Origin of the sequence: Curtobacterium sp. PhB172 (assembly GCF_003752545.1) — a bacterium.
In the GTDB taxonomy this organism is placed as follows: Bacteria; Actinomycetota; Actinomycetes; order Actinomycetales; family Microbacteriaceae; genus Curtobacterium.
In genome coordinates, this window is sequence record NZ_RKIF01000006.1 from 239,583 (window position 1) to 263,213 (window position 23,631).

Sequence of the window (23,631 nt, forward strand, 5' to 3'; positions counted from 1 at the left end):
GCGATGGAGGCATGACCCCGTTCGCTGCTCGGTGCGTCCTGGTCGGGACCGCCGTCATGCTCGTCCTCGCCGGGGTGTTCGCGCCCCTCGACGGTGCTTCGCGTGCGGTGGTGTTCGCAGCCGCCGGGTGCTGCGCGGTGCTCGACGTCCTGCTGCACCGGTCCGGCGCAGGCGGGCCCCGCGAACCGGAGTCGCTGGCCGGCGACTACTCCGCCGCGGCGGTCGAGCCCCGCTGTCCGAGCGGATCCGGACGGCTCCTGCTCGGCCACGGCCCGGACGGTGTCCCGTGGGAGACTCACGCGGCCGGTCACGTCGTGGTCGTCGGCACCGGGGCACTCGCCGCCGCGGTGTTCCAGGCGATCGCCGAACAGCTCCGCGCCACCGCCGATCCGTGGGACGACCTCCGCGCAGCCGGCACACTCGGAACTGTCGCTGGGGACGCCGCGGCGCTGCCCACCGGCGCGGCCCTACCCAACGGTACGGCCCTACCCGACGGCACGGCGGTGCTCGCCCGCCTCGACCGCTCCGGACGTCCGAGCGGCACGGTCGTGCTCGTCCCGGGCCTCGGCGCGATGCCACGGCTGTGGGACGCCGCGGTCGAGGTCACCCGCTACGGCTGCACCGCGCGTCGTCCACCCGACCGACGCGGTGTCACGCTCAGACCGGTGCTCCCGGTGCTCCCGGAGCTCGTCGGGTGACGGCCTCAGCGCAAGCCGGAGCCGACCCGGACCGCGCCGACCGGCACGCCACCGCCGAGAACCTGCTCACCCGTCGCGGCCAGGACGTCGGCCACGCCGTCGGCACCCACCAGCCCGTTCCGCTGCAGCAGGGTCAGCGCTGCGAGCGTGCCTGCACGCTGCGACCCGTCCAGCACCTTCACCGCGACCGCGGCCCCACCGGGCAGCCCCATCACCATGACGCCCTCGGCACCGAGCTTCGCCAGGACCTGCAGCCGCTCGATCGTGACGGTGTTGGCCCGCCCGACCCCGTCGATCGCCCACGGGTGCGCCAGCACGGCGTCGGTCAGCGCCGCGGAGTCGTCGTCGGCCCGAGCGACGACACCGGCGAAGCCGCGTGCCAGTGCGGTCAGCGTGAGCGGGAACACGGGAGCCCCGCAGCCGTCGGTGCCGACCAGGTCGACCGTCTCGTGCGTGTACTCCTCGACGACCGAGCGGACGCGCTGCTGCATCGGGTGCTCGATGTCCAGGTACGTCGCCTCGTCCCACCCGTTGACGCGGCAGGCGGCGAGCATGCCGGCGTGCTTGCCCGAGCAGTTCATCGCCAGGCGCCGGGGGCCGTCCATCGTCCGTCCGGTGGCTCGGTCGAAGGGCATGTCCGGCGGGCATCCGAGGTCGGCTTCGACGTGGTCGAACGACTCGAGCATGTGCAGCGCGAGGGCCTGGTGCGCGGGGGTTCCGGCGTGGCTCGCGGTGGTCAGGACGAGTTCCTCGTCGGAGAACCGGGCACCGGCGCGGCGGACGGCCAGGGCCTGGAACGGCTTCATCGTCGAGCGCGGGTAGATGCTGGCGGCGACGTCGCCGACCGAGTCGACCACGGCACCTGCGGAGTCGACCACGACCCCGGCGCCGATGTGCCGGCTCTCGTCGAACCCCGACCGGTCGAGGACCGCGAGTTCGACCGACCCGTCGGCGGTGAGAGGATGGCGATCAGTGCGGACTTCGTGGCTCACCGTCATGCCGCCATGCTAGCCAGGGCGGACGACCGCCAGTGACGCCGACGAAGGGGCAGCACCCGTGCAGGACCACACCTACGAGGTCTCCGTCAGCTGGACGGGAGACCGCGGCACCGGTACCTCCGGCTACCGCGACTACGGGCGCGACCACGTCGTCTCGGCGGTCGGCAAGCCCGACGTGGCCGGCTCGGCCGACCCAACGTTCCGCGGTGACCGCGACCGCTGGAACCCGGAGGAACTCGTCGTCGCCGCGTTGGCCCAGTGCCACATGCTCAGCTACCTGCACGTCGCGGTGACCCAGGGCTTCACCGTCGTCGACTACCGCGACACGGCCACGGCATCGCTGAACCTGAACCGCGACGGCTCGGGCGAGCTCACCGGGTCGACGCTGCACCCGGTCGTGACGATCCTCGAGGCGGACCGGGTCGCCGACGCCGAAGCCGCCCACGCCACGGCCAACCAGCTGTGCTTCATCGCCCGGTCGGTGTCGTTCCCGGTGCACCACGAGGCCGAGACCGTCGTCCGTGCTGCGACATTGGCAGGGGACTCTTCAACGGGTGGGGCAGACTAGGTTCCCGTGAAGCGTCTGCGCCTGCTCCCGATCGCCCTCGTCCCCGCCGTCGTGCTGGGACTCGCCGCCTGCTCCGGCTCCGGCTCGGACGGGGCCACGGCCTCGCCGACCCCGACCGCCAGCGCGACCGCCTCGGCGATCACGTCCTGCCCGGACCCCGGCAAGTCCTCCGACGCGATCCGCGCGACCGGCTCGTTCGGCGGCACGAAGGCCCCGACGGTGAAGTTCACGGCCGGCCTCTCGGCGAAGAAGCCGCAGGCCACGAAGCTCGTGTCCGGCAAGGGCGCGTCGCTCGACGAGGGCGACTACGCCCAGGTGTCCTACACGGTCTACGAGGCCAAGGACGCAAAGAAGCTCGGCACCGTCGGCTTCGACGAGGGCAACCCGCAGGTCCTGTCCGTCGGCGGCTCGGGCTTCGGAGCCCTGCTCGCCTGCTCGAAGGTCGGCGACCGTGTGGCCGCCGTGGGCCAGTCGTCGGCACTCGGCTTCAACACCGGTGGCGAGATCGTGGTCGTCGCCGACGTCGTCGCGCAGACCCCCACCAAGGCGAACGGCACCCCGAAGGACCAGGACCCGGCACTGCCGACGGTCACGGACAAGTCGAGCGGCGAGCCGGAGATCACGATCCCCGACGGCGTGAAGGCCCCGACGAAGACGACGGTCGAGGTCCTCAAGCAGGGCAACGGCGCCGCGATTGCCGACGGCGACACCGCCCTCGTGCAGTACAAGGGCGTCGTCTACGACACCGGCAAGGAGTTCGACTCCTCGTGGTCGAAGGGCGCCCCGACGACCTTCACGGTCTCCGAGAGCGCACTCATCAAGGGCTTCGTCACGGGCCTCGTCGGCCAGAAGGTCGGCTCCCAGGTGCTGATCGTCGCCACGCCGGAGGACGCCTACGGCGCGACTCCTCGAGAAGGTTCAGGCATCCCGAAGAACGCCACCCTCGTCTTCGTGGTCGACATCCTCGCCAAGGGCTGAGCGCCGAAGTCGACACGACGTGAAGAGGCCGACCACTGACAACAGTGGTCGGCCTCTTCCGTCCTACGACAGCAGTCAGCGGCTCACCTTGGTGACCGTGACAGCTTTCGTCCACGTCACCGAGGCACCTGCTCGATACTCGTAGGCCATCCCGTTCGATGCCCAGAAACTCGTCCGTCGATCTCCGGACTTCACGCCGGTGACCCCCCTCCATGTGCCGGTCTTCGTTCCGGTACCGGTCAAGCCGTACGGCCCGCCCGACGAACGCAGCATGCATGCGCTGGTGGCGGAGCATCCGGGTCCCACCGGTGTGAGCGCACGCGATCGAACGCTCATCGCCGCGAGGATGTCTCCGGTGTCTGGATCGGCCAGGGCCTCGACTGGAGCTGCGCCCTGCATCACGGCATCGATCTCCGCGTGTGACTGGGTCCCCCGCAGATCGGTCAGTACCGCGAGTGTGGTCGGCGCGGGAGTCGTTGCGTTCGCTGCCGTCGGCAGCGCTCCGATCCCCAACACCACGATCACGGCAGCGGCAACTGTGTTCTTCATCGACATCATTCATCCCCTCCTGAGGTTGCGTCGTCACCATAGCGACAGTGAAGTGCGGTGTGCAACATACTGCGCGCCTCGAGGGCGCAGATAGGCTGTGTGCCGTGGACACCCTTGAGAAACGCCGCATCGTCGTCCTCGGCAGCACCGGCTCGATCGGCACGCAGGCGCTCGACGTCGTCGCCCGCAACCCGGACCGGTTCGAGGTCGTCGGTCTGACCGCCGGCAGCAACCGTGACCTCGTCGTCGAACAGGCCGCGCGGTTCGGCGTCCGCGACACGGCGTTCGGGGCGCAGGACTCCGAGCGGCTCGTCCGAAGCGTCGAGGCCGACGTCGTCCTGAACGGCATCACGGGGTCGGTCGGCCTCGGGCCGACGCTCGCGGTGCTCGATACCGGTGCCACCCTGGCGCTGGCCAACAAGGAGAGCCTCATCGTGGGCGGTTCCCTGGTGCAGCAGGCCGCAGCGCCGGGCCAGATCGTCCCGGTGGACAGCGAGCACTCGGCGATCGCGCAGGCGCTTCGCTCCGGTGCCGACACCGAGGTGCAGCGGCTCGTCCTGACGGCGAGCGGCGGTCCGTTCCGCGGCCGCACCCGCGAGCAGCTCCGCGACGTCACCCCGGCGCAGGCGCTGGCGCACCCCACGTGGGACATGGGCCTCGTCGTCACGACGAACTCCGCCACGCTCGTCAACAAGGGACTCGAGGTCATCGAGGCGCACCTGCTCTTCGGCGTGCCGTACGACCGCATCGAGGTCACGGTGCACGCGCAGTCGATCGCGCACTCGATGGTCGAGTTCGTCGACGGCTCCACCATCGCGCAGGCCTCGCCGCCGGACATGCGTCTGCCGATCGCGCTCGGCCTGGCGTGGCCGGACCGCGTGCCCGGGGTCGGTGTGCCGCTCGACTGGACCACGGCGAGCACCTGGACCTTCGAGCCGCTCGACGCCGACGCGTTCGGCGCCGTCGCCCTCGCGAAGCGTGTCGGTGAGCTCGGCGGGACCTTCCCGGCCGTCTTCAACGCGGCGAACGAGCAGGCCGTGGCCGCGTTCCACGCGGGTGCCATCGGCTTCCTCGACATCGTCGACACGGTCGAGCGCGTCGTCGAGGAGCACACCGCGGGGGAGCCGTCACTCGACGGCGTGCTCGCTGCGGAGCACTGGGCCCGCGCCGCGGCGGACCGCGCGCTGACCCGCTGACGCGATCCGCGCCTCCCGTCGGTTGCATGGTCACCACGTGACGGACTGGGCCCACACCGCCGGTTCCGGCGCGACGCGCCAGCGGCGGGACGGCCGTGCCGGTGGGGAGAGGCCCGTCCCACCTCTCAGACGGCGCTCGGCTCCGTCATGGCAAGCGTCCCGTACCCTTTCCCGGTGACCGTCGAATCCGTCCTGCTCTTCGTCCTCGGCGTGGTCGTCTTCATCATCGGCCTGCTGGTCTCGATCGGACTCCACGAGCTGGGGCACCTGTCCTTCGCGAAGCTGTTCAACGTCAAGGTGACGCAGTACTCGCTGGGGTTCGGCAAGGCCATGTGGTCGTTCAAGCGGGGTGAGACCGAGTACGGCATCCGCCCGATCCTGCTCGGCGGCTACATCTCGATGGTCGGCATGCTCAAGCCGCGTGCCTCCGGCCGCCCGAGTGCGATCACGAACACCGGCATGTACGGCGCGTTCGTGCAGGATGCCCGCCAGGCCAGCGCGGAGCAGATCGCGGACTCCGGCGGCGACGACTCCCGTGCCTTCTACCGGCTCACCCCGTGGAAGCGCATCATCGTGATGGTCGCTGGACCCGCGATGAACCTGGTGATCGGGATCGTGCTGTTCGGCGTGTTGCTGTGCGGCTTCGGGTCGCCGACCACGACGTTCACGTCGAGCGTCGACTGCGTCCTGCCGACCAGCCAGACGACCGAGTGCACCTCGGCCGATGCGGAGTCGCCGGCGAAGCAGGCCGGCATCGCGTCGGGCGACGTCGTGCTCTCGGTGAACGGTGAGCAGGACCCGACCATCGCGCGCGTCTCCGAGGTCTTCCAGAAGTCGGCCGGCGAGCAGGTGACGGTCGTCGTCGAGCGTGACGGTGCCCGGAAGACGCTCGAGATCACCCCGACGACCGCCACCCGCGACGTCTACGACGCCGAGGGCAAGGTCGTCACGAACGACGACGGCACGACGAAGACCCAGCGGGTCGGTGTGGTCGGCGTCAGCATCGGGCAGTCGCTCGTGCGGCAGTCGCCGGCCGAGGTGCTGCCCGCGACGGGTTCGCAGATCTCCGCGTCGGCGCACCTGATCATCGACCTGCCGCAGCGGCTGGTCGCCGTCTGGAACGCGGCGTTCGGCGCGCAGGAGCGGTCGCAGGACAGCCCCGTGTCGGTCGTCGGTGTCGGCCGAGCGATCGGCGAGGTCTCGTCGATGAGCGGCGTGCCGGTGGTCGACAAGGCGTACACGATCCTCGGGCTGCTGGCCTCGCTGAACATCGGCCTGTTCGTGCTGAACATGGTGCCGCTGCTGCCGCTCGACGGCGGGCACATCGCCGGCGCCCTGTGGGAGGCGATCAAGCGACGGTCCTTCAAGCTCGTCGGCAAGGCGGACCCGGGCCCCATCGACCTGGCGAAGACGATGCCGCTCACGATGGTCGTCGTGGTGCTGTTGGCGGGGATGAGCGCGCTGCTGATCTACGCCGACATCGTGCGGCCCGTGAACCTGTTCGGGTAGTCGCTGCGGCGCTACGCTCAGCGGATGAGCACAGCGCCCACGAACTCCGGGCCCACCACCGCCGCGCCCGAGGTCCGCACCGTCGAGCGGCAGGGTCTCGACGTCATCGCCGAGTCCGACCGCAAGGGCACCCCGCGGGGACTGTTCTGGCCGTGGTTCGCGGCGAACATCTCCGTCCTCGGCATCGCCTACGGATCGTTCGTCGTCGGGTTCGGGATCTCGTTCTGGCAGGCCACCATCGTCTCGGTCGTCGGGGTGGTGTTCTCGTTCCTGCTGTGCGGCGTCGTCGCCATCGCCGGCAAACGCGGGTCGGCGCCGACGATGGTGCTGAGCCGTGCGGCCTTCGGGGTCCGCGGCAACCGGGTGCCCTCGTTCCTCAGCTGGATCCTCACCGTCGGGTGGGAGACCGCCCTCGCCGCGCTGGCGGTCCTCGCGACCTCGACGGTCTTCACCGAGCTCGGCTGGGACGGCGGGGTGCTGACGAAGGTCGTCGCCCTCGTCGTGGTCGCCGCGCTCGTGGTCGGGGCCGGCGTCGCGGGCTTCGACGTCATCATGCGCCTGCAGACCTGGATCACGGTGATCACCGCTGTGCTGACGGTCGTCTACGTGGTGCTCGCGGTGCCGTCCATCGACTTCGGCGCGATCGCCGCGCTGCCGACGGGCAGCAGCCAGCAGTTCATCGGAGCACTCGTCCTGGTGATGACCGGGTTCGGCCTCGGCTGGGTGAACGCCGCTGCCGACTACTCGCGGTACCTGCCGCGGTCGTCGTCCACCGGGGGAGTCGTCGGGTGGACGACCTTCGGCGGGGCGCTCGCACCGGCCGTCCTCGTGGTCTTCGGTGTCCTGCTCGCCGGTTCGTCGCCGGACCTGAACGCCGCGATCGGTGCCGACCCGATCGGTGCCCTCACGTCGATCCTGCCGGTGTGGTTCCTCATCCCGTTCGCCCTCGTCGCGATCCTCGGGCTCGTCGGCGGCGCGGTGCTCGACATCTACTCGTCGGGCCTCGCGCTGCTGAGCGTCGGCGTGAAGATCCCACGGCCGGTCGCCGCCGGAGTGGACGGCGTGTTCATGGTGGCGGGTGCGATCTACATCGCCTTCTTCGCGACGGACTTCGTCGGCCCGTTCCAGGCGTTCCTCATCACCCTCGGCGTCCCGATCGCCGCCTGGGCCGGCATCTTCGTCGCCGACGTCCTGCTCCGGCGCACGGCCTACGCGGAATCCGAACTCGACGAACGTCGCGGCCGCTACGGCGACGTCCGGTGGGGCGCGATCGCCCTGGTCGCGGTCGGCACGGCGCTCGGGTGGGGCCTCGTCACGCTGGCGTCACCGGCGTGGCTGTCGTGGCAGGGCTACCTGCTCGGACCGTTCGGCCTCGGCGGACGCGACGGCGCCTGGGCCTACGCGAACCTCGGCGTGCTGGTCGCGCTCGTCGTCGGGTTCCTCGGCACCCTGCTGTTCGCCCGGGGCTCCGTGCGACGACAGGAAGCACAGCGGTGAGCACGATCGTCCCCGACGACGCCTGGCTCGTCGTCATCGACATGCAGCAGGTCTTCACGGGGGAGTCCCCGTGGGCCGCGCCGCGGTACGACCACGCCGGAGTCGGCATCGAGCGCCTGCTGCCCCGCTTCACCGGACGCACGGTGTTCACCCGGTTCGTCGCACCCCAGCGCCCGCAGGGCGCCTGGGTGCCGTACTACCGCGAGTGGCCCTTCGCCCTCGTGCCGGACGCCGACCCGCTGTACGTGCTGACCGAGCCCTTCGCGAGTGCGGCAGGGGACCGGAACGACCCCGTCGTGACCGAGCCGACGTTCGGCAAGTGGGGGACGGGCCTCCAGGCAGTCGTCGGTGACCACCCGCACCTGGTGCTCACGGGGGTGTCGACCGACTGCTGCGTGCTGTCGACCGCCCTGGCGGCGGCGGACGCCGGCGCGACCGTGACGGTCGTCGCGGACGCCTGCGCCGGGGCGAGCGACGCGGACCACGAGCGGGCGCTCGACGCGATGCGGCTGTACGCGCCGCTCATCACCGTGGTGGACAGCGCCGCCCGGCTCTGAGCGTCCGGTGTGACCGGGCCGGGACGGTCGGAGCGAGCGCGTAGAGTGCTCACGTGCCCGCTGTGAACCTCGGTATGCCCAAGTCGCCCGAAACCCTCGCCCCCCGACGCAAGTCGCGCCAGATCCGGGTCGGCAAGGTGCTCGTGGGCGGCGATGCTCCGGTGTCCGTGCAGTCGATGACCACGACCCCGACGACGAACATCAACGCGACGCTGCAGCAGATCGCCGAGCTCACGGCCTCGGGCTGCGACATCGTCCGGGTCGCCGTGCCGACGCAGGAAGACGCCGACGCGCTGCCGATCATCGCGAAGAAGTCGCAGATCCCGGTCATCGCCGACATCCACTTCCAGCCGAAGTACGTGTTCCAGGCGATCGACGCCGGCTGCGCCGCGGTCCGCGTGAACCCGGGCAACATCCGCAAGTTCGACGACCAGGTCGGTGCGATCGCCGCCGCGGCGAAGGCCGCAGGCGTGTCGCTCCGCATCGGCGTCAACGCCGGGTCGCTCGAGCCGAGCCTGCTGCAGAAGTACGGCAAGGCCACACCCGAGGCGCTCGTCGAGTCCGCCGTGTGGGAAGCCAGCCTGTTCGAGGAGCACGACTTCCACGACTTCAAGATCTCGGTCAAGCACAACGACCCGATCGTCATGGTCAAGGCCTACCGCCAGCTCGCCGCCGCCGGTGACTGGCCGCTGCACCTCGGTGTGACCGAGGCAGGCCCCGAGTTCCAGGGCACCATCAAGAGCGCCACCGCGTTCGGCATCCTGCTGGCCGAGGGCATCGGCGACACCATCCGCGTGTCCCTGTCCGCGCCGCCCGCGCAAGAGGTGAAGGTCGGCCTGCAGATCCTGCAGTCGCTCAACCTGCGCGAGCGCAAGCTCGAGATCGTCTCGTGCCCGAGCTGCGGCCGGGCCCAGGTCGACGTCTACCAGCTGGCGAACGACGTCACGAAGGGGCTCGAGGGCATGTCCGTCCCCCTGCGCGTCGCCGTCATGGGCTGCGTCGTGAACGGCCCGGGCGAGGCGCGCGAGGCCGACCTCGGCGTGGCGTCGGGCAACGGCAAGGGCCAGATCTTCGTCAAGGGCAAGGTCGTCAAGACGGTGCCGGAGCACGAGATCGTGCAGACCCTCATCGCCGAGGCGAACCGCATCGCCGACGAGATGGGTCCGGAGGCCGCGCTCGGCAGCCCCGAGGTCATCACCACCCCGTAGGTCGCGCTCCGGCACGGTGCGGATTCCGCCACTCTGTGCCGGGTTGACGGCTCGGTGCGGGGTCAGCGGGCGGCACGGTGCGGCTGAGGCCGCTCCGCTCGGCGAAGCTCGCACGGTGCGCGCCCGCGCGCGGCGAGCGTCGCGGCGTGCCGGACGGGAGGCCCGTGGCGGCCTGGCACCGAGCGTCCCGTCCGCACCGTGCGGACTTCGCGAACCCGTGACGGGAGGCCCGTGGCGGCCTCGCACCGGGCGTCCCGTCCGCACCGTGCGGACTTCGCGAACCCGTGACGGGTCAGCAGTCCGGTGCGCGCTTGTGACACCGCACGATGCGGCTTGCGCCGCACCGTGCGGCGAACCTCGCACGGTGCCCGCCCGCCCGGACCTTGCACCGTGCGGCGAACCTCGCACGGTGCGCGCCCGCCCGTGCCGCGCCGTCGGCGCACGCCGCTAGGCTGACCCCCGTGGTCACACGGCTTTCGCATCTGTTCCTCCGTACGCTCCGCGACGACCCCTCCGACGCCGAGGTGACGAGCCACAAGCTGCTCGTCCGCGCCGGGTACGTCCGTCGCCAGTCCCCGGGGATCTTCGCCTGGCTGCCGCTCGGTCTCCGGGTGCGCGCCAAGATCGAGGGGATCATCCGCGACGAGATGGTCGCCGCGGGTGCGCAGGAAGTGCTCCTGCCGGCGCTGCTGCCGCGCGAGCCGTACGAGGCGACGAACCGCTGGACCGAGTACGGCGACGGCATGTTCCGCCTGCAGGACCGTAAGGGTTCCGACTACCTGCTCGCCCCCACGCACGAAGAGATGTTCGCGCTCCTGGTGAAGGACCTGTACTCGTCGTACAAGGACCTCCCCGTCACGCTGTTCCAGATCCAGGACAAGTACCGCGACGAGGCACGCCCGCGCGCGGGGCTGCTGCGCGGTCGCGAGTTCACCATGAAGGACGCGTACTCGTTCGACCTCACCGACGAGGGCCTCGAGCGCAGCTACCAGGTCATGCGCGACGCGTACGAGAAGATCTTCGCCCGCCTCGGCCTCGAGTACGTCATCGTCAAGGCGGACGCCGGCGCGATGGGCGGCTCCAAGTCGGAGGAGTTCCTGCACCCGATCGCCGTGGGCGAGGACACCTTCGTCCGCAGCGCCAACGGCTACGCGGCGAACGTCGAGGCCTACGTCACGCCCGTGCCCGCGTCGCTGCCGATCGAGGGGCAGCCCGACGCGGTGCTCCTGCCGTCGTCGGACACCCCGACGATCGACACGCTCGTCGCCCACGCGAACGAGGTCGCCCCGCGCGACGGCGTGCCGTGGACCGCTGCGGACACGCTGAAGAACGTCGTCCTCGCCCTCACCCACCTGGACGGCACGCGCGAGGTCGTGGTCGTCGGGCTCCCCGGTGACCGCGACGTCGACCTGAAGCGCGCCGAGGTGGCGTTCGCCCCGGCCGAGGTCGAAGCCGCAGGCGACGACGACTTCAAGAAGCACAAGGGCCTGGTCAAGGGCTACATCGGCCCGCAGGTCCTCGGCGCCGACAGCGCCACGGGCATCCGGTACTTCGTCGACCCGCGCGTGGTCGACGGCACGGCCTGGGTCACCGGCGCCAACGAGCGCGGCGTGCACGTCTCGGGCCTGGTCGCCGGCCGTGACTTCGTGGCCGACGGTGTCGCCGAGGTCTCCGACGTCCGCGCGGGGGACCCGTCGCCCGACGGCTCGGGTCCGCTCGAGACCGACCGCGGCATGGAGATCGGGCACGTCTTCCAGCTCGGCCGCAAGTACGCCGAGGCCCTTGGGCTCAAGGTGCAGGACGAGAACGGCAAGCTCGCGACCGTCACGATGGGCTCGTACGGCATCGGCGTGACGCGCATCCTGGCGATCCTGGCCGAGGCGCACAACGACGACAAGGGCCTGGCCTGGCCGAAGAACGTCGCGCCGTTCGACGTGCACATCGTCGCGACCGGCCGTGACCAGGTCGCCTACGAGCTGGCGACGTCGATCGTCGCCGAGCTCGAGGGCGAGCGGTTCGACGTGCTCTACGACGACCGTCCGAAGGTGTCGCCCGGCGTCAAGCTCCGCGACGCCGAGCTGCTCGGCATGCCGATCGTGGTCGTCGCCGGCCGCGGCGCCGCCGACGGCGTCGTCGAGTTGTGGAACCGTGCCAGCGGCGAACGCCGCGACGTGCCGGTCGCCGAGCTGCTCGACGCGGTCCGCGCGATTTAGTCGCCACCAGGAGACGGACTGGAGGCCCGGTGCCAGCTGGCACCGGGCCTCCCGTCCGTCTCGGCTCGGGTCCGCGAGCCGCAGTGCGGTACGCTTGTGGCCGACTTCTGCGACGGTTCCATCCGCAGGAGCGACTCATCTGAATACGGAGGCACCTCGGTGAAGATCGATCTCGCAGTCCTGCGACTCATGGAGCGCGAGCGGGAGATCCCGTTCGACGAACTGGTCCAGATCATCGAATCTGCCATCCTGACCGCCTACCAGAAGCACGCCGAAGAGAACGGCGAGCCGGCCCACGCGCAGTCGCGTGTCGAGCTCGACCGCAAGTCCGGCGAGGTCAGTGTCTACGTCCCCGAGCTCGACGACGAGGGCACCGTCATCGGTGAAGCCGTCGACCAGCCGAGCGACTTCGGTCGCATCGCGGCCTTCGCGGCGAAGCAGGTCATCAACCAGCGCCTGCGCGACATCGGTGACGACAAGATCCTCGGCGAGTTCCGTGGCAAGGAAGGCGACATCGTCGCCGGTGTGGTCCAGCAGGGCCCGAACCCGCGCATGGTGATGGTCGACCTCGGTACGGTCGAGGCGATCCTGCCGCCCGAAGAGCAGGTGCCGGGCGAGTCCTACGCGCACGGTTCGCGCATCCGCGTGTACGTGACGAGCGTCGCCCGCGGCAACAAGGGCCCGCAGATCACGGTGTCGCGCACCCACCCGGGCCTGGTCCGGAAGCTCTTCGCCCTCGAGGTGCCGGAGATCGCCTCGGGCGTCGTGGAGATCACGTCGCTCGCGCGCGAAGCCGGTCACCGCACGAAGATCGCGGTCAAGGCGAACGAGCCCGGCGTCAACGCGAAGGGTGCCTGCATCGGCGAGCTGGGCGCGCGCGTGCGTGCCGTCACCAACGAGCTCGGTGCCGAGAAGGTCGACATCGTGGACTGGTCCCCGGACCTGTCGGCGTTCGTCGCGAGCGCCCTGTCGCCGGCCAAGGTGACCAGCGCCTTCGTGCTCGACGCGTCGACCAAGGCCGTCCGCGCACTCGTGCCGGACTACCAGCTGTCGCTCGCGATCGGCAAGGAAGGGCAGAACGCCCGCCTGGCCGCCAAGCTCACCGGGGCCCGGATCGACATCCAGCCGGACTCCATCCTGGACGGCGACGACTAGGCGATTTCGCCGCCGGCGTGCCCAGAAGGGCGCGCCGGATCGCGGACGTCCGAGGCAAGGAGTAGAGTGGTTCCCGTCAGAACGTGCATCGGCAGTCGTCGTCGCGCTTCCCGATCCTCACTTCTCCGAGTCGTCGCCCTGAGCGACGGCCGCGTCGTGGCGGATCCGAAGGCAGTCATGCCGGGCCGGGGAGCATGGCTCACACCGACCGTTGATGCCTACGATCTGGCCGTCAAGCGCAGGGCTTTCCGCCGTGCGCTCCGGTTGGATCGCGATCCCGACACGTCCGCGGTGCTCGACCACATCGTCGGCCTCTCACGAGCGTCGACCGAGCGCCCGGACATGACAGAACAGGCTGAACGGCTTATGGACAACTGATGAGCGGCTCGAAATGAGACCCGTCATCCATTGAGTCCTGCCCTTTACGGGGTGGGACCCGTGAAGGAGAACAGTGGCTAAACCACGCGTACACGAGATCGCAAGCGAACTCGGCGTCGACAGCAAGACCGCACTCGAGAAGCTCAAGGAGCTCGGCGAGTTCGTCCGGGGTGCCAGCTCGAGCATCGAGCCCCCCGTTGCCCGGAAGCTCCGTGCCGCCCTGCAGGCGGACGGTGTCCCGGCATCCAAGCCCGCAGCCTCGGCCCCGGCGCCGAGCACGCCGGCCAAGAGCAGCACGCCCGCGTCCGGCGCGCCGAAGCCCGGTGGCCCGCGCCCCGGCCCGGTCCGTCCGGCACCCGCACCGGAGCCCGAGGTCCAGGCAGCACCTGCTGCCGAGGACGTCCCGACCCCGGCCGCACCGAAGTCCGTCGCCCAGCGACAGGCCGAGGCCGAGGCCGCACAGAAGGCCCGTGCCGAGAAGGCCGCCGCCGAGCAGCAGGCTGCCACGCAGCCGGCCGACTCGACCGGTGACGAGCCGAAGACCGACGCGGTGAAGCCCGGCTCCAGTGCCAAGCCCGCCGCTGCCGGTCCGAAGCCCGGTGGCCCGAAGCCCGGCGCACGTCCGGGCAACAACCCCTACGCGTCGAACCAGGGCATGGGCTCGCGCCCGCCGCGCCCCGGCAACAACCCCTTCGCCTCGAACCAGGGCATGGGCCAGCGCCCCGCCGCTGGTGCCGGTGGAGCGGGCATCCCGCGTCCGCAGCCCCCGCGTCCCGGCGTCCCGCGTCCGGGTGCACCGCGTCCGGGTGGACCCGGTCAGGCGAACCGTCCCAACGGCTTCGGGCAGCGCCCGGGCCAGGGGGGCGGTCGTGGCGGCCCCGGTGGCGCCCGTCCGGGTGCCGGCGGCGGTGCCGGTGGCGGCTTCCCGCGTCCGGCCTTCAGCGGCCCGCGTCCCGCCGGTGGCGGTGGCCGTGGTCGTGGCCCCGGTGGTGGTACCGCCGGTGCGTTCGGTCGCGGTGGCGGCAAGAGCCGTGCCCGCAAGTCGAAGCGGACGAAGCGCGCCGAGTACGAGATGCGTCAGGCCCCGTCGCTCGGCGGTGTGCAGGTCCCTCGTGGCGACGGCAACACGGTCGTCCGGCTCCGTCGCGGTGCGAGCATCTCGGACTTCGCGGACAAGATCGACGCCATGCCCGGCAACCTGGTCACGGTGCTGTTCCACCTCGGTGAGATGGCGACCGCGACCGAGTCGCTGGACGAAGCGACGTTCGAGGTCCTCGGTGACGAGCTGGGCTACAAGATCCAGATCGTCTCGCCCGAGGACGAGGACAAGGAGCTCCTCGAGGGCTTCGACATCGACATCGATGCCGAGTACGCCGACGAGGACGACTCCGTCCTGCAGGTCCGTCCCCCCGTCGTGACCGTCATGGGTCACGTCGACCACGGTAAGACGCGACTGCTCGACGCGATCCGGAACTCCAAGGTCGTCGAGGGTGAAGCCGGTGGCATCACCCAGCACATCGGTGCGTACCAGATCGTCACCGAGCACGAGGGCATCGAGCGTCCGATCACGTTCATCGACACCCCGGGTCACGAGGCCTTCACGGCCATGCGTGCTCGTGGTGCGCAGGTCACCGACATCGCGATCCTCGTGGTCGCGGCGGACGACGGCATCATGCCCCAGACGATCGAGGCGCTGAACCACGCGCAGTCGGCCAACGTGCCGATCGTGGTCGCGGTGAACAAGATCGACAAGGAAGGCGCGAACCCGGCCAAGGTCCGCCAGCAGCTCACCGAGTACAACCTGGTGGCGGAGGAGTACGGCGGAGACGTCATGTTCGTCGACGTCTCGGCTCGGCAGAACATCGGCATCCAGGACCTCCTGGACGCCGTGCTGCTCACCGCTGACGCCGGGCTCGACCTGCGTGCGAACCCCGACAAGGACGCCCGCGGCGTCGCGATCGAAGCACGGCTCGACAAGGGCCGTGGTGCGGTGGCTACCGTCCTCATCCAGTCCGGAACGCTGCACGTCGGCGACGCCATCGTGGCGGGCACGGCCTACGGCCGCGTCCGTGCGATGACCGACGAGAACGGTGTCGCGGTCAAGGCCGCCACGCCGAGCCGCCCGGTCCAGGTGCAGGGTCTGTCCTCCGTGCCCCGCGCCGGTGACACGTTCCTCGTCACCGAAGAGGACCGCACGGCACGTCAGATCGCCGAGAAGCGTGAAGCCGCCGAGCGCAACGCCCAGCTGGCCAAGGCCCGCAAGCGCATCTCGCTCGAGGACTTCACCCGTGCACTCGAAGAGGGCAAGGTCGACTCGCTCAACCTCATCATCAAGGGTGACGTCTCCGGTGCCGTCGAGGCACTCGAGCAGTCGCTCCTGGACATCGAGGTCGACGACAGCGTCCAGCTCCGCATCCTCCACCGCGGTGTCGGTGCGATCACGGAGTCGGACATCGACCTCGCCACGATCGACAACGCCATCGTGGTCGGCTTCAACGTCCGTCCGGACGTCAAGGCCCGCGAGCGTGCGGCACGCGAAGGCATCGACGTGCGCTTCTACTCGGTCATCTACAACGCACTCGACGACATCGAGCAGTCCCTCAAGGGCATGCTCAAGCCCGAGTACGAAGAGGTCCAGTCCGGTGTCGCCGAGATCCGCGAGGTCTTCAGCTCCTCGAAGTTCGGCAACATCGCGGGTGTCATCGTCCGCTCCGGCACGATCACGCGCAACGCCAAGGCGCGCGTCATCCGTGACGGTGTGGTGCTGGCCGACGGACTGGCGATCGAGTCGCTCCGTCGCTTCAAGGACGACGTCACCGAGGTCCGTACGGACTTCGAGGCCGGTATCGGTCTCGGCAAGTTCAACGATCTCCAGATCGGTGACGAGATCGAGACCACCGAGCTCGTCGAGAAGCCGCGCGACTGATCGTGTGACTACCCTGGGCCCCGGCCTCCCTTCGCGGGAGGTCGGGGCCCGACCCCTTTCCACGCAGAACCACCGGCGGGAAACGTCCCGCCACTGCCTCAGGAGGCACCCATGGCCGATCCGCAGCGCGCACGCAAGATGGCGGACCGCATCAAGGAAGTCGTCGCACGCCGTCTCGACAAGGGTCTGCGCGACCCGCGTCTCGGGTTCGTGACGATCACCGACGTCCGCGTGACCGGAGACCTGCAGCACGCATCGGTCTTCTACACCGTGTACGGCACCGACGAGGAGCGCGCCGACTCCGCCGCGGCACTCAAGGCCGCGACCGGCATGCTCCGCTCCGAGGTCGGCAAGAACATCACGGCGCGGCTCACCCCGTCGCTCGAGTTCATCGCCGACGCACTGCCGGAGACCTCGGCGCACATGGAGGACCTGCTCGTGCAGGCCCAGGTGCGTGACGAGCAGGTGCGAGCCGCGTCGGTCGGTGCGACGTTCGCCGGCGACGCCGACCCGTACAAGCACGACGAGGACGAGGACGACGAGTCCGACGACGAGCAGGACGTGGCGCGGGCGTAGTCACCGCCTGTCCGAACGCCCCGCTGCGCACCTGTGCAGCGGGGCGTTCGCACGTCAGGCGTCAGGCGTCCGGCAGCCGGTACCCGGTGGTGTCGTCGCCGACCGCCAGTCCGTCGTGCAGCAACGACGCGAGCGCTCGGTCCCGCTGCTCGGCGTCCGGCCAGACCGGTTCGATCTCCGACCGGGCGACCGGCACGTCGCTCGCACGCAACTCGGCCATGATCAGCCCGCGCACCTGCCGGTCGCTGCCGGCGAACTTCGCCTGCTTCGGTGCACGCGGCCCGTCGTGTTCGGGGTACCCGGCCGCACGCCAGGCGCAGCGGTCCGCGATCGGGCACGCGTCGCACGCGGGGGAGCGGGCGACGCACACGAGCGCTCCGAGTTCCATCACCGCCGCGTTCGTCGCAGCGGCGTCGTCGCGGTCGGCCGGCAGCACGGACTCCATCAGGGGCAGGTCGTCCTTGGCCTTCGCCGGCCCGGGCTCGCCCTGGCCGAGGAGCGCGCGCTTCAGGACCCGCCGCACGTTGACGTCGACGACCGGGTGCCGGTCGCCGTACGCGAACACGGCGACGGCCCGTGCCGTGTAGTCGCCGATCCCCGGCAGCGCGAGCAGCGCCTCGACGTCCCGTGGGACGACGTTGCCGTGCTCGGTCGCGATCACCGTGGCCGCCGCGTGCAGCGCGAGCGCACGTCTCGGGTAGCCGAGCCGGTCCCAGGCACGCACCGCGTCCGCCGGGGGCGACGCCGCGAGGTCCGCAGGCGTCGGCCACCGGGTGAGCCACGCCTCCAGTCGAGGGATCACGCGCGCGACCTGCGTCTGCTGCAGCATGATCTCGCTGACCAGGGTGCCCCACGCGGGGAAGCCGGGGCGACGCCACGGCAGGTCGCGGGCCTCCTGTCGGAACCAGGTGGTCAACGGGGTCGCGATGTCGGGGACGCTCGCGTTCTCCACATCCGGCCAGGGCCCACGCTTTCCGGTTCCGGCGCGTCGCGGAGCCTGCGGAGCGGCGGGACGGCCGTGGAAGTGGGGAGAGGCCCTGCTCGCGTTCACCACGACAGCCTACGGTGGACGCATGGCACGCTGGGCACCCGAAGAGACCGACACGATGGCCGCGATCGCTGCTGAGGTGATCGCGCAGGTCGGCACGAACCGAACCGTGATCGGCATCGACGGGCAGGACGGCACCGATCTCGAACACGTCGCCGCCACGCTGGTGGCCGGCTTCGAGCAGCACGGGGTGTCCGCGATGGCCGCGGCGGCGCCGTCCGCCGATCCCGACACGCTGCGCGACGAGGTGGTCGCCCCGTTCCGCACCACCGGCGCCGGTGACGGCGTGCTGGTCGTGCACGGGCACGGGCTGCTGGCCCCGGGTGTCCGCGGGCTCTGGCGCTGGTCGCTGTGGGTCGAGCAGGAAGCCGGCCGGCTCGAACGTCGGGCGGACGTCAAGATCGCCGCCTCCGCCGTCCTCGACGTCACCGATCCCGAGCACCCTCGTCGCGAGTGGAACGACGCCTGCTGACCGGCGCTGGTAATCTCCTCTGGTGCTCGAAACCGTGCCGGACGGCATCCTCCTCGTCGACAAACCGCAGGGGATCTCCAGCCACCGCGTCGTGTCGATCGCCCGCCGCCGCCTCGGTCTGAAGAAGGTCGGTCACGCGGGGACCCTCGACCCGATGGCGACCGGGCTGCTGCTCCTGGGGATCGGGCACTCCACCCGGTTGCTCACCCACCTGGTGGGCCTCGGCAAGACCTACACCGCCACCATCCGGCTCGGCGTGTCCACGGACTCCGACGACGCCGACGGCACCCCGACCGCCGCGACCGGCGTCGCCGCAGCGGACGTCTCGGACGAGTCCGTCGAACGCGCTGTCGCCATGCAGCGCGGCCGGATCGACCAGGTCCCGTCCACCGTCAGCGCGATCAAGGTCGACGGGCGCCGCGCGTACGACCTGGCGCGCAAGGGCGAGACCGTCGAGCTGAAGTCCCGCACGGTCACCATCTCGCGGTTCGACGTCACCGGGCGGAACGACCGCACCGTCACGGTCGACGGTGCCGAGGTGGCGGTCGTCGACCTCGACGTCGTCGTGACCTGCTCGTCCGGCACGTACGTCCGCGCCCTTGCACGCGACGTCGGCGCCACCCTCGGCACCGGCGCGCACCTCACTGCGCTCCGCCGCACCCAGGTCGGTCCGTTCGACGTGGCCGACGCGATCGACCTCGAGGACGACGCCGTCGACGTCCGCGCGGCGCTCGCTCGTCCGGCCGACGTGGCACGCCGGTTGTTCTCGTCGGTGTCGCTCGACGCGTCCGCGGCGAAGGACCTGACCGACGGCAAGCGCGTCGCAGCCGACCACCCTGACTCGGACGAGCCGGTGGCTGCCGTGGCCGTCGACGACGACCGCCTCGTCGGACTGGTCTCGGTCCGGCGCGGACTGCTCCGGGTCATCACGAACTTCCCGGCGCCGGCTGCTCCGGCGTCGCAGAACGGAGCGCACGCGTGATCGAGTGGTTCATGTGGGTCCAGCTCGTCGTCGCGGTCCTGGCCGGGCTGTTCGCCGTCGTGGTCGGCTTCATCGGCTGGAAGCCGAACGACTACACCGTGGGGTCCCTCGCGCTCATCGAGGTCCTGCTCCTGGTGCAGGGCGTCATCTCGATCGTGCTGCCCGCGACGGGCAGCCCACCGGACGGCAACGCCCTCGAGTTCGGGGTCTACGCCGTGTCGGTGCTCCTGGTGCCGCCGGCGGCCATCGTCTGGGCGCTCGTGGACCGCACGAAGTGGAGCACCGTCGTCCTCGGTGCCGGCGCGTTCACCGTCGCGGTCATGATCTACCGGATGTACCAGATCTGGTTCGCCCTGAACTGACGCCGAGCGTCATGGTGGTCCGCGCACGTCGGTAGAATCGGTGCAATGGCGACCAGATCCTCACTCGCGACCGGCATCGGCCGCGTCCTCATCGCCGTGTACGGCATCCTCGCCCTGGCGGCGACGGGCCGGAGCGTCGTCCAGATCATCGAGAAGTTCTCGTTCGCGCCGTTCGCGTACACGGTGAGCGCCATCGCCGCCGTCGTGTACATCGTGGCGATGATCGCCCTGATCGTGCCCGGACGCTTCTGGTACCGCGTCGCGTGCGTCACGATCGTGTTCGAGATGACCGGCGTCCTCGTCATCGGCACGCTCTCGCTGTTCGACCGGCAGCTCTTCCCCGACGACACGATCTGGTCGTACTACGGCATGGGCTACGCCTTCGCGCCGCTGGTGCTGCCGATCGCCGGACTCTGGTGGCTCCGCAAGCACCACCGCACCGCGACGGTCGAACCGGTGCCCGCATCGACCACCGCCCCCGTGGGCGAGTAGGAGCAGCCGTGCAGTTCTACGACGACATCGCCGACGTGGCAAAGGGCTTCGGTCCGAGCGCCGTCACGATCGGCAAGTTCGACGGCGTGCACGTCGGACACCGCGCGGTGATCGCGCACCTGGAGGGCGCCGCCCACGAACAGGGCCTGGTCGCCACCGTGGTGACGTTCGACCGGCACCCCCTCAACGTCATCGACCCGCAGCACGTACCGCCGGCCCTCACGAGCACGGCGCAGCGGCGCGAGCTCCTCGACGACGCCGGGGTCGACGCCACCCTGCTGCTCCGCTTCGACGAGGAACTGCAGTCGAAGTCGCCCGAGGCGTTCGTGTCCGAGATCCTCGTCGACACCCTGCACGCCCGGCTCGTCTTCGTCGGCAGCGACTTCCGCTTCGGGGCGAAGGGTGCCGGCGACGTCGCCCTGCTCCGCACCCTGGGGGAGCAGCACGGCTTCACGGTCGAGCTCATCGACGACGTCGACCTGGTGGACGACGTCCGCCCCGACGGCGAGCGACGCGTCTCGTCGACCTGGATCCGTGAACTCCTCGGCGACGGGCGGGTGGCCGAGGCCGCCCGGTTGCTCGGGCGTGAGCACGCGGTCCGCAGCACGGTCGTGCACGGCAACCAGCGCGGGCGCGCCATGGGGTACCCGACGGCGAACCTCGACCCGGCGTTCGAGGGGTTCGCACCGGCCGACGGCGTCTACGCCGCGCGGGTGCTGCACGACGGCACGGTGTACCCGGCGGCCGTCTCGGTCGGCAACAACCCGACGTTCGAGGGCGTGCCTGCCAAGCAGATCGAGGCGCACCTGCTCGACGTCGACCTCGACCTGTACGGCGATCGCATCTCGGTGCTGTTCGTGTCCTACGTCCGCGGCATGGTGAAGTTCGACTCGATGGACGAGCTCGCCACCCAGATGCGGCAGGACGATCTCGACATCCGGTTGCTGCTGGGCCTGCCCACGCCGGTCTGAACGGCGGCGCGACACGGGACACCAGACGCCGGCGCCACACGGCGCCACACGACGACGCCCCCGTGACCGATCGGTCACGGGGGCGTCGTCGTGTGCGGTGACTAGCTGCCGAGCGCGTCGAGCCAGATCTTGCGGGCGTCGAGCGCTTCCTGGGCGTCCTTGATCTTGCGGGCGTCGCCGGAGGCCTGCGCGTCGGCGAGCTCGGACTCGAGCTTGCCGATGGCGTCCTCGAGCTGGCTCGCGAGTCCGGTCTGCCGGGCCTTGCGCTCCGGATTGGACTCCTTCCAGTGCGCGTCCTCGAGGCCACGCACGTGGTCCTCGATCGCGCGCAGGCGGTCCTCGATGCGACGGACGTCCGCGCGGGGGACCTTGCCGACCTCGTCCCAGCGGCGCTGGATGCCGGTCAGGGTCTTGCGCGCAGCCACCCGATCGGTCGCCTTGAGGAGCGGCTCGGCCTCGGTCAGGAGCGCCTGCTTGGCCTCGAGATTGCCCGAGAACTCCTCGTCCTCGGCTGCGCTCTCGGCGTGGCGCTGCTCGAACAGCACGTCACCGGCGGCCTTGAACCGTGCCCAGAGGGCGTCGTCGTGGCGCTTGCCGGCACGTCCGGCGTTCTTCCAGTCGTCGAGCAGCTGGCGGTAGTCCGGGATCGCGTCGGACCCGCGCGAGGCGAGTGCCTCGGCCTGGGTCACGAGTTCCTGCTTGCGGGTGCGGGCGTCGCGGTGCTGTGCGTCCAGCTCGGAGTAGAACGCGCGACGGTGCTGGTCGACGGTGGACCGCGCTGCGCGGAACCGCTTCCAGAGCTCGTTGGCCTCGTTCTTGGGGATGCGCGGGCCGTCGTGCTGGTGCTGCTGCCAGCGGGCGAACACGTCGTCGAGCTGCGCGGTGATCTGCTTCCACTGCGCGCGTGCCGGGTCGACCGCCGCGAGTGCCTCGGCCTCTTCGACCAGCGCCGCACGGTGCGCCAGGGCGTCGTTCAGGGCCTGCTGCGCCTGCTCGGCCTGCTCCTTCGTGAGCGAGCCGAGCTGCTCGGTGAGCGCACCCACTCGGGTCTCGAGTGACTTGATGTCACCGACCACGCGGGCTTCGGCCACCAGGGTCGTCAGGTGCTCGACCGTCCGGGCGACGTCGTTCGCCGACGCACCACGCTGGACGCGCTGCTCGGCGATCTTCACCTGCCCCTCGAGGTCGGCGTACTTCCGCGCGAAGTAGGCGAGGGCTTCTTCGGGGGTGGCGTCCGGGTACTCACCGACAGCACGTTCGGTCTCTTCGTACCGGACGTACACGGTCCCGTTCTCGTCGACCCGCCCCCAGGTCGTTGCTTCGTCAGATCCCACAGGTCTCGCCTCGATCGTGGTCGTGCATCGCCGACGTCACCGTCGGCACGGTCAGGTCGTCAGCCTATTGCACGGACGGGCTCCGCGGCCCGCCGGACGCAACGGCTTGTGGACTACTTCTCCTGGGCGATGGTCGCGGCGGTGATCGTCGTCGCCACCTTCGGCTCCCCGGTGCCGTCCTGGCCGGGCGAAGAGATGCCCTTCGCGGCGATCTTCGACTCGAGTTCGGACAGGCCGCTCGTGACCTTCCCGACGACCGTGTAGCCGCCCGTGGAGCCGTCGAGCGTGGTGTCGCCGTAGACGATGAAGAACTGGGTCGACTGCGAGTACGGCGACGTCGATCGCGCGATCGCGATGGTGCCCTCGTCGTAGACCCCGTCGCTCGGGACGTTCTCGAGCGGGCCGTACTCGAACCCGGCGTCGCCCGTGCCGTCGCCGTTCGCCGAACCGCACTGCAGGAACTTCAGCCCGTCGCTGTCGGCCAGCCGGTGGCAGGTGGTGCCGTTGTAGAACTGCTCCTTGATCAACGAGATCTCGACGCTCGCGGCCTGCGGGGCCTTCGCGCCGTCCAGTTCGATGCCGAGGTCGATCGACTTGTTGAGCGTCAGCGAGCCCGTCCAGGTCGCGCCCTTGGCGATCTCCTTGCTCGGCACGTCGCCCGTGTTCGCCGCCGTGGCGCTGGCCGAGGGCGTCGGTGTGGCGGTGGCGCTCGCGCTGGCGTCCGCCGACCCGTTCCGCTGCGAGCCCGCGAAGGCGAGCTGTGACCCGGTGGCCAGGGCGGCGACCAGCACGAGGACACCGGCGCCGACCAGGTTGTCGCGCACCCGCCGGCGGCGCTGCCGGTCGTGGAGTCCCTGGCGGGCCTGGTAGAGACGGAGGCGCTCGCGCGCCTCGCGGTTGTCGCGCGCTGGGTTCTTCGGTGCCACGGTGCTGTTCTGCCCTCTCGTCGCAGTGTGGAACGAGC

At 70.6% G+C, this 23,631-nt stretch carries 23 protein-coding genes; 18 read left to right on the top strand and 5 right to left on the bottom strand.

Annotated elements, in window-relative coordinates:
• The first annotated feature begins 11 nt into the window (after positions 1 to 11).
• The gene (locus tag EDF42_RS05475; RefSeq protein WP_123671690.1) at positions 12 to 698 is read left to right on the top strand and encodes a hypothetical protein; all 687 of its coding nucleotides are present in this window, start codon (positions 12 to 14) and stop codon (positions 696 to 698) included.
• A 5-nt stretch (positions 699 to 703) separates the two neighbouring features.
• Here EDF42_RS05475 and EDF42_RS05480 read toward each other — a convergent pair whose 3' ends face one another.
• Entirely contained in the window at positions 704 to 1,696 is a 993-nt protein-coding gene (locus tag EDF42_RS05480) for an asparaginase (RefSeq protein WP_123339735.1), read from the bottom strand.
• A gap of 58 nt (positions 1,697 to 1,754) precedes the next feature.
• Between EDF42_RS05480 and EDF42_RS05485 the strand changes: the two genes are divergently transcribed.
• On the top strand, positions 1,755 to 2,264 hold the full coding sequence (locus EDF42_RS05485; protein WP_123339734.1) for an OsmC family protein: 510 nt from the start codon (positions 1,755 to 1,757) through the stop codon (positions 2,262 to 2,264).
• Positions 2,265 to 2,270: 6 nt separating this feature from the next.
• Positions 2,271 to 3,242, top strand: coding sequence for an FKBP-type peptidyl-prolyl cis-trans isomerase (locus EDF42_RS05490; RefSeq protein WP_123339733.1), 972 nt, complete (start codon positions 2,271 to 2,273; stop codon positions 3,240 to 3,242).
• A 75-nt stretch (positions 3,243 to 3,317) separates the two neighbouring features.
• Here the strand turns inward: EDF42_RS05490 and EDF42_RS18640 are convergent, their stop codons facing one another.
• Positions 3,318 to 3,797 (bottom strand): hypothetical protein, encoded by a 480-nt coding sequence (locus EDF42_RS18640; protein ID WP_148053826.1) that lies wholly within the window; start codon positions 3,795 to 3,797, stop codon positions 3,318 to 3,320.
• 98 nt (positions 3,798 to 3,895) lie between these two features.
• Here EDF42_RS18640 and dxr point away from each other — a divergent pair, with 98 nt between their 5' ends.
• The 10 genes from dxr (at position 3,896) to rbfA (ending at position 17,006) form a co-directional block, all read left to right on the top strand.
• A complete protein-coding gene (gene dxr, locus EDF42_RS05495) occupies positions 3,896 to 4,987 on the top strand; it encodes a 1-deoxy-D-xylulose-5-phosphate reductoisomerase (RefSeq protein ID WP_123671691.1) in 1,092 nt (363 codons plus the stop codon).
• 174 nt (positions 4,988 to 5,161) lie between these two features.
• On the top strand, positions 5,162 to 6,496 hold the full coding sequence (locus tag EDF42_RS05500) for an RIP metalloprotease (RefSeq protein ID WP_185040792.1): 1,335 nt from the start codon (positions 5,162 to 5,164) through the stop codon (positions 6,494 to 6,496).
• Between the two features lie 24 nt (positions 6,497 to 6,520).
• Positions 6,521 to 7,993, top strand: a complete 1,473-nt coding sequence (locus EDF42_RS05505) for a cytosine permease (RefSeq protein WP_123671693.1) — start codon at positions 6,521 to 6,523, stop codon at positions 7,991 to 7,993.
• Positions 7,990 to 8,550 (top strand): cysteine hydrolase family protein, encoded by a 561-nt coding sequence (locus EDF42_RS05510; RefSeq protein ID WP_123671694.1) that lies wholly within the window; start codon positions 7,990 to 7,992, stop codon positions 8,548 to 8,550. The genes EDF42_RS05505 and EDF42_RS05510 overlap by 4 nt, the downstream gene beginning before the upstream one ends.
• A gap of 74 nt (positions 8,551 to 8,624) precedes the next feature.
• Positions 8,625 to 9,758 carry a flavodoxin-dependent (E)-4-hydroxy-3-methylbut-2-enyl-diphosphate synthase gene (gene ispG, locus EDF42_RS05515; protein WP_111083888.1) on the top strand — a complete coding sequence of 378 codons (1,134 nt, stop codon included), beginning with the start codon at positions 8,625 to 8,627 and terminating at the stop codon, positions 9,756 to 9,758.
• 461 nt (positions 9,759 to 10,219) lie between these two features.
• Positions 10,220 to 11,971: a proline--tRNA ligase gene (locus tag EDF42_RS05520; protein WP_123671695.1), complete on the top strand. Its 1,752-nt coding sequence runs from the start codon at positions 10,220 to 10,222 to the stop codon at positions 11,969 to 11,971.
• Positions 11,972 to 12,130: 159 nt separating this feature from the next.
• The gene (gene nusA / locus EDF42_RS05525) at positions 12,131 to 13,126 is read left to right on the top strand and encodes a transcription termination factor NusA (protein WP_111083890.1); all 996 of its coding nucleotides are present in this window, start codon (positions 12,131 to 12,133) and stop codon (positions 13,124 to 13,126) included.
• A gap of 66 nt (positions 13,127 to 13,192) precedes the next feature.
• Positions 13,193 to 13,504, top strand: a complete 312-nt coding sequence (locus EDF42_RS05530; RefSeq protein WP_111083891.1) for a YlxR family protein — start codon at positions 13,193 to 13,195, stop codon at positions 13,502 to 13,504.
• A 73-nt stretch (positions 13,505 to 13,577) separates the two neighbouring features.
• On the top strand, positions 13,578 to 16,430 hold the full coding sequence (gene infB, locus EDF42_RS05535) for a translation initiation factor IF-2 (RefSeq protein ID WP_123294300.1): 2,853 nt from the start codon (positions 13,578 to 13,580) through the stop codon (positions 16,428 to 16,430).
• Positions 16,431 to 16,541: 111 nt separating this feature from the next.
• Entirely contained in the window at positions 16,542 to 17,006 is a 465-nt protein-coding gene (gene rbfA, locus EDF42_RS05540; RefSeq protein ID WP_123294301.1) for a 30S ribosome-binding factor RbfA, read from the top strand.
• A gap of 61 nt (positions 17,007 to 17,067) precedes the next feature.
• Here rbfA and EDF42_RS05545 read toward each other — a convergent pair whose 3' ends face one another.
• The gene (locus EDF42_RS05545; RefSeq protein ID WP_395865179.1) at positions 17,068 to 17,958 is read right to left on the bottom strand and encodes an A/G-specific adenine glycosylase; all 891 of its coding nucleotides are present in this window, start codon (positions 17,956 to 17,958) and stop codon (positions 17,068 to 17,070) included.
• A 121-nt stretch (positions 17,959 to 18,079) separates the two neighbouring features.
• Between EDF42_RS05545 and EDF42_RS18855 the strand changes: the two genes are divergently transcribed.
• The 5 genes from EDF42_RS18855 to EDF42_RS05570 are packed head-to-tail and all read left to right on the top strand — an operon-like array spanning position 18,080 to position 21,333.
• On the top strand, positions 18,080 to 18,526 hold the full coding sequence (locus EDF42_RS18855) for a hypothetical protein (RefSeq protein WP_185040795.1): 447 nt from the start codon (positions 18,080 to 18,082) through the stop codon (positions 18,524 to 18,526).
• A gap of 22 nt (positions 18,527 to 18,548) precedes the next feature.
• Positions 18,549 to 19,508 (top strand): tRNA pseudouridine(55) synthase TruB, encoded by a 960-nt coding sequence (gene truB, locus EDF42_RS05555; RefSeq protein WP_123671696.1) that lies wholly within the window; start codon positions 18,549 to 18,551, stop codon positions 19,506 to 19,508.
• Positions 19,505 to 19,870 carry a hypothetical protein gene (locus EDF42_RS05560; protein ID WP_111083896.1) on the top strand — a complete coding sequence of 122 codons (366 nt, stop codon included), beginning with the start codon at positions 19,505 to 19,507 and terminating at the stop codon, positions 19,868 to 19,870. Before truB ends, EDF42_RS05560 begins: the two co-directional genes overlap by 4 nt.
• 45 nt (positions 19,871 to 19,915) lie before the next feature.
• Entirely contained in the window at positions 19,916 to 20,362 is a 447-nt protein-coding gene (locus EDF42_RS05565; protein ID WP_123339724.1) for a hypothetical protein, read from the top strand.
• 8 nt (positions 20,363 to 20,370) lie between these two features.
• On the top strand, positions 20,371 to 21,333 hold the full coding sequence (locus EDF42_RS05570; RefSeq protein ID WP_123671697.1) for a bifunctional riboflavin kinase/FAD synthetase: 963 nt from the start codon (positions 20,371 to 20,373) through the stop codon (positions 21,331 to 21,333).
• A 101-nt stretch (positions 21,334 to 21,434) separates the two neighbouring features.
• Here the strand turns inward: EDF42_RS05570 and EDF42_RS05575 are convergent, their stop codons facing one another.
• Together EDF42_RS05575 and EDF42_RS05580 are read right to left on the bottom strand one after the other, a co-directional pair.
• A complete protein-coding gene (locus EDF42_RS05575; protein WP_173168634.1) occupies positions 21,435 to 22,667 on the bottom strand; it encodes a DUF349 domain-containing protein in 1,233 nt (410 codons plus the stop codon).
• Between the two features lie 113 nt (positions 22,668 to 22,780).
• Complete coding sequence (locus EDF42_RS05580) at positions 22,781 to 23,593, bottom strand: peptidylprolyl isomerase (RefSeq protein WP_123671698.1); 813 nt, start codon at positions 23,591 to 23,593, stop codon at positions 22,781 to 22,783.
• Positions 23,594 to 23,631 lie beyond the last annotated feature (38 nt).